Below are 12658 nucleotides of genomic sequence, written 5' to 3'. Positions count from 1 at the left end.
TCTCAACTTTTAACTTCTTCCTTGACTCTTTTCCTCACCACCCGCTTCTTTCGCGCCCTGATTTTGATTATCACGGGTTTCGTGGTGGCCTTCTTCTTACCCTGGCTGCTGGGGCCGATGAAAATCGCGCTGGGTTTGTTTGTCGTGCTCACCCTGCTCGATGCGCTGCTCCTCTATGCGCCAGCGAAGGGCCAGGCCGCGCCCGTGTTCGGGCGGCGCGTACTGGGCGAAAAGCTCGCCAACGGCTCGGACAACGAGGTGCAGATTTACCTCGAAAACCGCTACCGCTTTCCCATTCAAACCGAGACAATTGACGAGATTCCGCACCAGTTTCAGCGGCGCAATGTGCTGTTCAAAACCAGTGTAAAGCCCGGTGAAACCCAGATTATCAACTACCAGCTGCGGCCTACCAAGCGCGGCGAGTACGAGTTTGGGGCGCTGAACATCTACGCGGCCTCGCCGTTGGGGCTGGTGCGGCGGCGGTTCCGGTACGAGCAGGGCAAGGTGGTTCCTGTTTACCCGTCGTTTCTGCAAATGCGGCAGTACGAGCTGCTGGCCATCCACAACCGCCTCACGGAAGTGGGCGTGAAGCGCATCCGGCGCGTGGGCCACAGCCTGGAATTCGAGCAAATCCGGCCCTACGTGGCCGGCGATGACCCGCGCAGCATCAACTGGCAGGCCACGGCCCGCCGCGCCGGCACCGGAGCTACCGACGAATTAGTGGTGAACCACTTTCAGGACGAGCGGGCCCAGCAGGTGTACTGCCTCATCGACAAAGGCCGGGTGATGCGCATGCCGTTTGAGGGCCTGAGTCTGCTCGACTATGCCATCAATGCCACGCTGGTCGTCAGCAACATTGCCCTGCTCAAGCACGACAAAGCCGGGCTGCTCACTTTCTCCAATAAGCCCGGCGCTGCACTGGCCGCCGACCGCCGGCCGGGCCACCTGCTGAAGCTGCTCGAAATTCTCTACCGCCAGAAAACCAAGTACCTCGAAACCGATTTTGAGCTGCTCTACGCTACGGTGCGCGCCCGCATCAAGCAACGCAGCCTGCTGATTCTGTTCACCAACTTTGAGACGCTGCAAGCCATGCAGCGGCAGTTGCCCTACCTGCGCCGCCTGGCCAAAGACCACCTGCTGCTGGTCGTATTCTTCGAAAACACCGAGCTGCGGGAGTTTCTGAACGCGCCGGCCGCGAGTACGGAGGAAGTGTACAACCAGACCATTGCCGAAAAATTTGCCCAGGAAAAGCGGCAGATTGTGCTGGAGCTGCAACGCTATGGCATCTACTCGCTGCTCACCGCGCCAGCGGATTTAACGGTGAATACCATCAATAAATACCTGGAGTTTAAGGCCAGAGGGTTGATTTAACCACGCGGCCTACTCATCAAAGCCGGCCAGCTGGGCATCATCGAACCGCACGGTGGCCTGGCCGTAATGCCGAAACGCCACGGTAACGTGGTCGAATTCCGCCCGGGGGGCTTTGATGTAGAATTGCAGCTCCTGCGGCACATTGGGCTGCAACACCCGCTGAAACTGCACGGTGCGCTCGCGCACTACGCGCGGACCCTGGCAAAACCGCACCACAAACTGGGTCATTTTGCCTTCAATCCACTCGGCCTGGCTGGTGCTGGCCACGGCCCGGCCCTGCACCCACCTGAACTGCCCCGGCCGGGCCGGAATATCGAACTCGGCGCTACTGGGGTGCGCGACATCGAGCAGCAGGGAGCAATTGCCGCGCAGGGCCGGCAGCCCGCAGTCGGCGCTGCCGGCCAGGGATTCAAAATCCTGTTTCCAGAGCACGCGGTAGTTGCGCGGCGTGCCGGTAAAATCGTAGTTCGTGTCGAGCAGCAGGCGGGCTTCGAGCGGTACGTCGTAGCGGCCCAGAATGCGCCACCAGTAGGCCCGCGTCATCTGGCCGGCCACCAGCAGGCCGCCCAGGTGGGCCTGATAGGTGAGCCACAGGTTGTAGTAGCAGCCCAGCACCGCGAAACCGGCGTAGGCCAGCAGCCAGGGCCGCCGGGCCAATAGCCACTGGTGGGCCGCCGCGAAAGGCCAGGCCAGCACGGCGTAGCTCTGCACCATGGCCCGCTGGCCGAGCGAGCCGCCGTACAGCCATTCGTCCCAGGCAAAGGTGACGTAGGTGAATAACACGATGAAAACGAGCAGCGGCCAGAACGCGGCGGGCTGCTGCCGGCGCAACGCGATGAACCCCAGCAGCGCCACCACCAGTAGCGGCGAGTACAGCAGCCAGCCACTTTTGAAGCTGAAGATACCATCCCACAAATGCGGACGCAGCCAGCTAAATCCCTGTTGCTGGTAGCTATACACTATCCAGTCGCCGCTCACGTAGTGCCAGTAAAGCGGCTGAATACTCAGGATGGCGGCCCCGGTCAATCCGGCGGCCAGTAGCAGTCCCCAGTGCTGCCGCCAGAACGCCAGTCGCTCCCGCACGGCCGGGCCGGTGGGCCGCAAACCCCAGAGCAGCGGAATGAGCCCGGCCAGCAGCTCGGTGGGCCGGGTCAGGGCCATCAGGCCCACCACGGACCCGATGGCCAGCGCCCGGCCCCGGCTGGGCTGCCGGTAGAAGGCCGGAGTGAGCAGCAACAGCGCGGCATACCAGGTAAAGAGCCAATTATGCGTCATGGCCCCGCCGATGGCGCTGTAGTCCAGATAATTGGTTCCCAACACGATACCCAGCAGCGTGAGCGCCGTGGGCCATTCGCCAAAGCGCGGGCGCAGGGCGCGGCGCAGCAGTGCCAGCCCCAGAATGGCCATCAGCACGCTGGCCCCGAGAATGGCGAGCTGATAGGGCGGTGAGAAGCCATCGGCCGGGTAGCCCAGCGGAGCGGCCACGGCGTGGGCCACCAGAAAAAATGGCAGGTACTGCACGGCCATACCGGCCGAATATTTCATGACGTAGTGCCCGCTGCCGGGGTGCCGAAACGCCTGCTGGAAGTCGGGCGTGGGCGCGTAGTCGCGCATCATCTGGTCCTTAAATTGAAGGTCCCTGATGTCGTGGTGAATGAAAATGGCCGGCAGGTAGAGGTAGTAGCCCGACACGTCCCAGCCAATCACGGCCCCCGAATCCTTCGTGTTCCAGCGCGGCAAAGGGCCAAAGGCGATGGTTGCGATAAACAGGCTGCAAAATAGCCAGGCCAGCCAGGACGGTGATTTCATACGTGGATAACTAGCCCGATTTTGGCGCAAGTTGGGCACAAAGTCACGTTCCCAGGCGGCGCGATGCCGTACTTTGGGCCGATGACAAGATTCTGGCTTACCCTTTTCTTTCTTGGCTGGCTTGGCTTGCGGGGCGCGCCCAGTAGTGCCCAGCCCGCCTCGCCCCTTTTGCCCCTACCCGCCGAAACGCGCTGGGGCAAGGGCCGCCTACTGCTAAAAACGCCGCTGAAGCTCCAACTCGCCGCCGACCCCAGCGTGCGCGATGCCGCCCGCCGGATGCTCACGCGCCTGCAAGGGCCAACCGAACCGGCCAAAGGCCCGGTGCTGCAAATCCGCTACGGCCGGGTGGGCCGGCCCGAGCAGCTTGACGAAGAACGGTACAGCCTGCGCGTGACCCCGATGGGCGTGAGCATCGACGCGCCGACGAGCCTGGGCGTGCTGCGGGCCCTGGCCACGCTGGAACAGCTGCCCATCACCGAGAAAAAGCAACGCTATTTGCCCGAGGTCGACATTCAGGACCGGCCGCGCTTTGCCTGGCGGGGGCTGTCGCTCGATGCGGCGCGGCACTTCCTACCGGTGGCCGTCATCAAGCGCACTATCGACGGCATGGCGGCCGTGAAGCTGAACGTACTGCACTGGCACCTGACTGATGACCAGGGATTTCGCATCGAAAGTAAGGTGTTTCCGCGCCTGCACACGGTGGGCAGCACCGATGGCCTGTATTACACCCAGGCCGAGGTGCGCGAGGTGCTGGCCTACGCGGCGGCGCGCGGCATTCGGGTGGTGCCGGAGTTCGACGTGCCCAGCCACACCACCAGCTGGATTGTGGCCTACCCGCGCCTGGCCTCCAACGATTCCACCTACGCGCCCTACCAGCTGTGGCGCACCACCAACGTGGCCATCGACCCCACCCGCGAAACCACTTATACCTTTCTCGATTCGCTGTTCACGGAAATGACGACGCTGTTTCCGGACCCGTATTTCCACATTGGCGGCGATGAGAACGACGGGCGCAACTGGCGGCGTACGCCGCGCATCGTGGCGTATATGCGGGCGAACAATATGGTGAAGGCCGACGGCAAAACCGTGGACAAGCACCAGCTGCAAACCTACTTCAACCGCCGCGTGCTGGCTATGCTGCAAAAGCGCGGCAAAATCATGATTGGCTGGGACGAAATTCTCGGCCCGGATTTGCCCAAGGAAGCTGTGATACAAAGCTGGCGCGGTAAAAAAGGCCTGAACGAGGCCGCCAAGCTAGGGCACCCCGTGCTACTGTCCAACGGCTACTACCTCGACCTGAACTACAGCGCCGCCACCCACTACGCCGCCGACCCGCTGCCGCCCGATACGCCCCTCACCCCGGCCGAGCAGGCCCTGGTGCTGGGCGGCGAAGCGGCCATGTGGACTGAATTCGCCGATTCCGTCATCATCGATTCGCGCATCTGGCCCCGCGCCGCCGCCGTGGCCGAGCGGCTGTGGTCGCCCCAGGCCGCCACCCAGAACGTGGCCGACATGTACCGCCGGCTCAACCTGACGTCCGGCCAGCTGGAAACGCTGGGCCTGCGCCACCGCAGCGCCCCTGCTTTGCTGCTCAAGCAATTAGCGGGTTCCAACAATGTTGCACCGCTCCGCATCCTGGCCGAGGTGCTGGAGCCCGTAAAGGAATACAAGCGCCATTTCCAGGGCTATAAGTACACTACCGCTACCCAGTACAACCGCCTGGTCGACGCGGCGCCGGCCGAGTCGGAAACCGCCCGGCGCTTCAGCGGGCTGGTGGATAGCGTGCTGACTGTGCGGCCTGCTGCGCCCGTATGGTTGCCGGCCTCGATGCGCCAGCTGGTGGCTTTGCGGGCGTTGGCTGTGCGCTGGCAGGCCAACGATGTACTGATGCAGCCGCTCTTCTTCAGCAACCCCGGCTTGCAGGAATACGCCCCGCTTTCGGCCCAGCTGGCGGCGGTGGGCGCTCTGCTGCTGGAGCGCCTCACGCAGCTGCAAACTGGCCAGGCACCCTCGCTCGCCTGGCAGAAAGCCGCCCGCGCCACGCTCGATGCCGCCCAGGTGCCCGCCGGCCAGGCCGAGCTGGCCGTGGTGCGGGCTGCCCGGAAGCTGGCGGGGCTGTGAGTTTCTTTGTAGTGGCCAAAAAGCGTCATGCTGACCGGCAGTTACCTTTTCTCTGATTTTGCTGAATAACCCCAAGCTGCGTCTTCTCCTCCTCCGGCTGGCCCTGTTGCTGGCGCTGGCCCCATTCCTGCTGCTCACGGCCTTCAACCAGCCGTTTTTCGACGACTTCCGCAACGGCTACTGGATGCGCGAGCACGGTACCTGGGGCGTGCAGGTGTGGCTGTTTCAAACCTGGACGGGCCGCTTCACCACCACGTTTATCATGACCGTGCTGAACCCCGTGGCCTACGGCTGGCTGGGCGGCGTGAAGGTGGCCGCCGCCGCCGCGTTTGGGGCGCAGTGGGCCAGTTTGGCGTATTTGCTGCGGACCCTACTGCACACCGTACTTAAGGCCACCTGCTCCCGGAGCCAGGCTTTCTGGGCCGCCGGGCTGCTGCTGGCGCTGTTCTGCAATGCCGCGCCGGTGCCGTTTTCCTTTCTCTACTGGTTTTGCGGCATCGTGGCCTACCAGCTGCCGCTGATGGGCCTGCTGACGTTTACGGCCCTGGCCTTGCGGGCGGGCTGGGGGCCGGCTCCGGCGCGCTGGCGCAATGCGGTGCTGGCCGGCCTCCCGCTCGTGCTAGCCCTTACTGGCAACGAGCTCACACTGGTGCAGGCCGGGCCGGTGCTGGCGCTGCTGAGTTTCGCCTTGCCCACCACAGCCCGCCCGAAGCTGGTGCTCTGGCTGCTTATCGGCGCAGCGGCCGTGACCATTGCCGCGGCCGCGCCTGGCAACTGGGCCCGCGCCGCCGCCATGGCTCCCCCTTCCGACCCGTATTACGCCTACCGCTGGCTGGTGCTTATTCCGCGCTCCATCTATTCAATGGTGCTTTTTCTGATAAAGCCCATAGTTGGCCTGAGTACGCTGGCGGCGGCGGTGGTTGGGCTGTGGGTGGGCCGCCAGCAGCGGGCGACGGGCCGTGCAATGGCTCCGCTGGCGCGCCGGCAGTGGTATGCGATGCTGCTGGCCTTTGGGAGCCTGAATTTCCTGGGCTTCCTGCTGTTCCGCTACCTCATTGTGGGTGCGCCACTCATGCGGGCGCAGAACGAGATTCTGCTCGTGCTCCTACTCTCGACGGCCGCGCTGGGCTGGCTGGTTGGACAACAGATGGCCGCAACGGCGGCCTCCGGAGCGGCACAGCGGCAGCTACTTCCGGCACTTCAGCTGCTGCCGCTGCTAATGGTACTGAGCCTGTTCGGGGCCGGGCATGTGCCCGAGGCCTGGCGCGAGCTGGCTACCAGCGCGGCTCCCTTCGATGCCCAGATGCAGGCCCGGTTTGCCGCATTGCGGGCGGCGCACCGCACCGGTACGCCCCAGCTCACGCTGCCGCCGCTACGCCTGCCCTACGGCCGGGTGCTCATTCCGCTGCGTCAATTCAGCTCGGATATTGAGTTTGATATTGACCTCAGCATTGGCTGCGAAGGCAACATTAACGGCGTGATGGAGCGCTACTTTGAGGTGCCCGACGTGTGCAGCCAGGCGACAGCGGCCGCGCTACCGGCAGCGGATTAAGCATCAGCCCATAGCTGGATTTGTGCCGCCAGAAGCTAACTTGCCTATTATGCAAGCAGAAATCACCCAGGCGTTGGCCAATCTCAACTTCACGGCCATCGACTTTGAAACCGCCAACGAGCGCCGCGACAGTGCCTGCGCCGTGGGCGTGGTGCGGGTGCGGGGCGGCCAGATTGTCGACTCCTATTACACCCTGCTGCGGCCCCGCGTGCTGCGCGTAGACTGGCGCAACCAGCAGGTCCACGGCATTGCCGAAGCCGACCTGCACGATGCGCCCTCCCTGGCCGATGCCTGGCCCGCGCTGCTGCCCTACCTGCACCGCCAGCCCGTAGTGGCCCACAACTCGTCGTTCGACGTGAGCGTGCTCGAATACACCTGCCGCGATTTCAGCCTGCCCATTCCCGCCTTCCACGCCCTGTGCTCGGTGAAAATGGCCAAGCTGTGCTGGCCGCAGCTGGAGCGCCACAAGCTCAACTACGTGGCCGAGCATTTCGGCATCGAACTCAACCACCACGACGCCCTGAGCGATGCCCGCGCCTGCGCCGAAATCACGGTGCAGGCCTTCCGCTCGGGCACGGCGCTGCCGCTGTGCTACAAGCAGCGCGAGCTCACGGCCGGGCTGGCGGCGCGGGCGGCCAAAGCCGCCAGAGTGCGCTGGTAAATTAAAAACCGGTTGGCTCTAAAAGCTTTCTATATTTGTTTACACTTTCAGCAGCAACTTCGTGTTCGACATGAGAGTTTAACTGCCTGAATCTGCTTAAAGCTCCTGCCATGAAAGCGCCAATGTCTCCTGAAATTGCAGCACTACTGCAAGACCCCCGTGCAGCTCGTAATCTCATGAATGCCGTATTGGAATCGCGCACCGCACTTGGCAAGCAATCCATAACCGTTCGTCAGGGCGACAAAGTCACCCGTTACAAATCGGTAACTGCCATTCATCGGGGCAAAAATAATTAAGCGGGGACCCCCATGAATTTCCTCTTTACAACTGTCCTGGTGCTCCTATTGGTGGCGCCAGGACTTTCTTTTTTTCGGTTTTATCACGCTGGACGTTTTTCAATTCGATACAGCAACCTGACCATTACGGACCAAGTGTTTCGGTCAATCGTGCCAGGGCTGCTGCTGCAAGCCTGTCTCATCTGGAGCATCAACCATTGGCATCCAAATGGGTACTCGGTTCGCCTCGATTTGCTAGGCATCTTGTTGTTGGGAGCAAAGGAAGACCGTACTGTTCAACTGGCCTTTCGCCTGCTGCAAGCCAATTTGGGTGGTACCATCTTGTACGAAATGGCTTTACTGGCAATAATGGCCACAACTGGTTGGAGCACCCGGAAGATTGTGCGGCATTTTAAATTGGACCGTCGATTCCGATGGTTTCGCTATGATAACGAATGGCACTATCTGCTGACTGGTGAGATTCTGGAAACCAGTGACATTTCCGCCATCATCCGACTGCACGAGGCCAAGCATATTGACTTTGTGGTGGTGGATGCACTGATAAAACTGGAAACGGGCGATATGCTTTACTCTGGCATTCTGGCTGGCTATGAGTTAGCGGTTGACGGAGGCCTGCGTACCCTTTACATCCACTCGGCTCAACGCAAACAGCTAACCACTCCTCAAGACGAAAAAGCGGCTTCCGACAACTATTACCCGGTCGAGGGCGACTTGCTTACACTACCTTACGAACAGCTGCTCAATCTAAACCTGAGCTATTATCTTGATGAGAAAGATGCTGCTAGTGAAGGCGACGACTCTGCGTCAATTACAGGCGAAGGCCCACAAATCTCGGTTAGCAAGTCCGAATAGCCTGCCAGGCAAAGCCTTACGCCTCCCCCTTAAAACAACACCGCCACCTGCATGCGCCCGGTGTGCACGGTGTTGAGGCCGCTGGACTTGCGGCCATCGTAGGCCAGCGTGATATTCAGGCCGTTGCTCAGGCGCTGCTCCACATTCAGCGCCCAGGTGAAGTTGCTGCCGGGGCGAAGCGCATTCAGGATTTCGATGGCCACCACCGAGTTGGGGTCGGTGCCGGCGAACTGCACGCGGGTGTAGCGCGTGACCGCCGTGATGGTACGCTTATTCACCTGGCTCAGGCGGGTTTCCAGGCCCAGCTCATCAAAAATACCGGGGTTGGTTTCGGCGGGCGTGGGCGGGAACGTGGCCAGCGGCGCATCCAGCGTATTCTGCTTGAAGGTGCGCAGGTACGTGCCCGTGAGGCGCAGCGAAGGCGTGGGCTGGTAGCTAATTTCGGGCTGCACCGCGTAAATCAGCAGGCGGTAGTTGCGGGTGGTGAGGTAGGTACTGGCCGATTCGCGGATATCGCGCGAGCCCGTGATACGGCCCGTGAACGACGCGGCCAGCGTGCGACGCACCAGCACGCTCTGAGTGCTGAAATTGCGGCGGTCGAAGCCCTGCACCAGCTGCGTTTTCTGCTGGGTTTGCTGCACAGTAAACTCGGCCCCGAAAATGGGATTGGACCGATTGAAATAGAGCGTGTTGCGAAACAGCTGGTTGAAGGCCAGCAGCTGGTTGTCCTCCTTGTCGTAGCTGAAGGGGCTGAGCCGCGAGAGCAGCGCGGGGTCGGTGGTGCGGCGGTCGACGGTGATGCTGCTGAGCGTGGCGAAGCGGGAGGCCACGGCGCGCCAGCCGCCGGCCTCGCGCCAGCCGCGCGGCGCGGCCATGGTGAGGCGGTAGCTCAGGCGGTTGGTGAAGGCGATGCGGTAATCGGCCGTGGGCAGAAACACTTTGATGAACGTGCGGAACTGCGCGTCCGGGGCCTGGGCCTCAAAAAATTCGTCCTTCTGCTGGATGCCGTCGCCGTTGCCATCACGCCAGAAGTGCGTGCCCTGCCCGGCGGGCACGGCCAGAAACGAATAGTCGCGCTTCAGCTCGCGGCCGGTGGCCACGCTGTAGCTCAGCTCGGAGCGTATTTGGTTTTGCAGCAAGCTGGCGTTGTAGAATACCTGGCCCAGGACAGTGCGGTTGCGGGCCAGGCCCAGCGAGTCGAGGTCGCGGTAGGTGGCAAGCACGCGCAGGTCCTGGGTTTTGCCGAGGCGAGTGGCCAGCGTGCCCTGCCAGGTTTGGGCGGTGCCGCGCCGCTGCAGGGCAGTTTGCTCGCGGTTGGGGGTTTGGTCACGCCGGTAGCTGTAGTCGAAGCGGTACTGGGTGCGGGCCGAGTCGCGGCTCTGCACAAACACATTGTGCTCATCAAAGTAATTGGCCGAGCGAATGGTATCGGTACTGGCCGAGCTGACGCGGTTTTTATCGAACCGGTAGGCGTAGCCCGGCACCACGCGGCCGCCCACATACCGCCCCGTGGCCTCGCCCCGCGCCCAGTCGGACCGGAAGCGCCCAGCGTCGGAATTCAGCACAAACAGGGAGCCACGCATCTCCAGCCCGCCCACTTTCTGGGCCGCATCCAGCCAGTGCTGCTGTCCGCTCACCTCGCCCGGCCGGAAGCGCCGGCTGAAGCGGTAATTGACGCTGTTGTTCACGTCCTTCATCACCCCCAGGCTCAGGTTGAAAATATTGTCCTCACGGGCCGTCGGCGTGATGCCCGTGACCTGCGTGGTATTCGCGTTGCTCCAATTCCGGTCAAATTCGATGTCGCGGTAGCGGTCAATCGGCGCGAAGCGCTTGCCCGTGTACTCGTAGTCCAGCGTGGAGCGCAGCCGGTAGCCGCGCAGCACGCTGCCGGCCAGGGCGGCGGGCAGGCGAGCGTCCTGCACCACGTAACCGACGTGGAAGGCCCCGTCCTGGTCGCTGGCCGGCGAGAAGCGGTTGCGCTCCAGGCGCGAGCGGGCGGCATCCACGAACACCGTCGTGCTACTGTCCAACTGGTAGCTCACGCCGCCGGTCACCAGCTGTTTCAGCAACGGCGTGGGCACGCGGCGCACGGGCAGGTAGCGGCCCTGGCCCGGTCGCAGGTAGTCGTACACCGAGCCGTTGGCGCTCTGGAAGCGCGGGTTGGTGCTGCGCTCGTAGTCGCCCCGGCCCTGCCCCACGTCCGTGAAGCGCACCGTGAACGACTGGCGCACCGAGTCAATCGGCGTGTCGGCTCCCACAAACGTAAACACCTCCACCGGCCCCGGCAGGCCGGGCAGCTGCCGCAGCTCGCGGTGGTACTGCACCAGGCGGCGGTCGTACGCCGCGGCATCGCCCCCGGGAAATTCGCCCACCGCCACGTTGCCCGCCCGCCCCAGCTGCGCCCGAATGGTGTCGTTGAGGTTGAGGTTGGGGGCGTTGTTGGGGTTGTCGGATTCCTGGTAGAGATTACCGTGCACGCTCAGCCGGCCCACCTGCTGGTAGTGGCTGGCGGCTACCAGCGAGCGGGCGTAGTTGAGGTCCGAATACTCAAAATCAATCTTAATGCGCGAGTTGCGCGTGATGAGGTGGCGCGGCGTGAACGTGACCTCGGCCAGGTTGTAGTCGATGATGTAGTCGGCATCGAAGCCCCGGGTTTGCAGGCGGCCATCGAGGTACACCTTCTCCGAATTGGCCAGCACGATGATGAACTGCTCGCCGTTGGGCCCGTTGAGGCGGTACGGCCCCTGCACGTTCTCAATAGGCGTCACGTCGATGCTGGCAAACTTGCCCTTGGCCACCCCGCCCGCGATGGCCGTGGACGAGCGCCACGCCACGCCCCGGCGCACACCCGAGCTGCTGGCGCTGCTGGCCGTCACGCCCGTGGCTCCCGTCAGGGGCGCACGGTCGCCGAGGGGCAGCGGCGCGGCGGTGCCGGCCACCTGCCGGTTGGGGTCGGTGAGCTGGGGCTGGCTGATGGCCGGCGGGTTGAGCGTGGCCGGTGCGGGACCATTGGGCAGGCCGTTGGGCAACTGCCCGGCCGTGCCGTTCAGAAACACCGCGTTCGACACGCCCGGCGTGGCCCCCAGCCCATACAGCCCCACGATGGGCGGGCCAAAATTGGCCTCCACGGCCGCGCCCTGAATGTTTTTGTAGTAGCGCAGGAAGTAGTCGGGCTTGTTGCGCAGCACCACGTCGCCGGCCGTCAGGTTCCAGTTGGGACTGGTGAGGGTGATGTAGATTCGGTCGAACTGCTGCAGCTGCTGGGTGTTGCCCTCGGGCTGAAACGGCACGTTCTGGTCGGAAATGGCCGCCGTCAGGTTGATGTTCTCGGTGAGCTGACCTTCGAGCTGCAGGTTCAGGGCCGAGTTCACGAACACGTTCTGGGTGTTGCCAAAGCTCAGCCCCCGCGACAGATTCCCCGTCTTACTGATGCCCGGCGTGCTCAGAATCTGCTCCTTCACCGAAAAATCCTCGAACCGCACCACCGGCTGCCGGAAGCCCAGGCTGTCCATCAGCCCGATGGGCCGGCGGTAGCGGGCCGCCGCCAGCCGCAGCGGCAGCACCCGGTAGCACACCAGTATCGAATCGGGCCGGGGCACGCCGCTGCTGTCGCGCGGGGCCGTCCGCACCCAGCGGAACCGGTCGGTGCGCCCGTCGTAGTCCACCCCGCGCCCCTGCACGAGCACGGACGACGGCACCACCGTAAGCGTATCAGCAAGGGCAAAGCCGGTCGTATCGCGGCCCGGCGCGAGGCGCACCCAGCGGCAGCGCCGGGTAGTGGGCGGCGGGGCCTCGCTGGTTTTAGCAGGCCGCGCCTGCGCCCGAGCTTGCAGATTTATAAGTAACAGCGCCGCAACGAGCAGGCCCACAAAGGGGAAGCACAGGCGTAAACGACGAATCATATAGTAAAGGTCGGGAGTAGTGCGGTTAACGCGGACAACCAGTGGTTTCGTGCCCGAATTAGCGGTGCCGGCCGACTTGATGAAGAAGCCGATA

General features: G+C 63.3%; 8 protein-coding genes. 6 read left to right on the top strand and 2 right to left on the bottom strand.

The genetic code is table 11. The annotated features are described in order from the left end of the window. Window positions 1-21 precede the first annotated feature (21 nt). The gene (locus ABD819_RS11850; protein ID WP_345124527.1) at window positions 22-1371 is read left to right on the top strand and encodes a DUF58 domain-containing protein; all 1350 of its coding nucleotides are present in this window, start codon (window positions 22-24) and stop codon (window positions 1369-1371) included. 9 nt (window positions 1372-1380) lie between these two features. Here the strand turns inward: ABD819_RS11850 and ABD819_RS11845 are convergent, their stop codons facing one another. After that, window positions 1381-3180 (bottom strand): hypothetical protein, encoded by a 1800-nt coding sequence (locus ABD819_RS11845; protein WP_345124521.1) that lies wholly within the window; start codon window positions 3178-3180, stop codon window positions 1381-1383. Window positions 3181-3348: 168 nt separating this feature from the next. On the opposite strand from ABD819_RS11845, the gene ABD819_RS11840 reads away from it, so the two are divergent. The 5 genes from ABD819_RS11840 to ABD819_RS11820 all read left to right on the top strand — a co-directional run bounded on the left by ABD819_RS11840 (window position 3349) and on the right by ABD819_RS11820 (window position 8662). Continuing rightward, window positions 3349-5301: a beta-N-acetylhexosaminidase gene (locus ABD819_RS11840; protein WP_345124515.1), complete on the top strand. Its 1953-nt coding sequence runs from the start codon at window positions 3349-3351 to the stop codon at window positions 5299-5301. A 58-nt stretch (window positions 5302-5359) separates the two neighbouring features. Then, on the top strand, window positions 5360-6853 hold the full coding sequence (locus tag ABD819_RS11835) for a hypothetical protein (RefSeq protein WP_345124513.1): 1494 nt from the start codon (window positions 5360-5362) through the stop codon (window positions 6851-6853). 49 nt (window positions 6854-6902) lie between these two features. Beyond that, a complete protein-coding gene (locus ABD819_RS11830) occupies window positions 6903-7514 on the top strand; it encodes a 3'-5' exonuclease (RefSeq protein WP_345124511.1) in 612 nt (203 codons plus the stop codon). A 110-nt stretch (window positions 7515-7624) separates the two neighbouring features. After that, window positions 7625-7810, top strand: coding sequence for a hypothetical protein (locus ABD819_RS11825; RefSeq protein ID WP_345124509.1), 186 nt, complete (start codon window positions 7625-7627; stop codon window positions 7808-7810). Window positions 7811-7822: 12 nt separating this feature from the next. Next, window positions 7823-8662, top strand: a complete 840-nt coding sequence (locus tag ABD819_RS11820; protein WP_345124507.1) for a hypothetical protein — start codon at window positions 7823-7825, stop codon at window positions 8660-8662. 29 nt (window positions 8663-8691) lie between these two features. Here ABD819_RS11820 and ABD819_RS11815 read toward each other — a convergent pair whose 3' ends face one another. Then, window positions 8692-12564 carry a hypothetical protein gene (locus tag ABD819_RS11815; protein WP_345124505.1) on the bottom strand — a complete coding sequence of 1291 codons (3873 nt, stop codon included), beginning with the start codon at window positions 12562-12564 and terminating at the stop codon, window positions 8692-8694. Window positions 12565-12658: the final 94 nt, after the last annotated feature.

Origin of the sequence: Hymenobacter antarcticus, assembly GCF_039539545.1 — a bacterium.
GTDB classification, from domain to species: domain Bacteria; phylum Bacteroidota; class Bacteroidia; order Cytophagales; family Hymenobacteraceae; genus Hymenobacter; species Hymenobacter antarcticus.
Note: the sequence above shows the minus strand (reverse complement) of the source record. Positions and strands in the feature narration are given on the sequence as shown.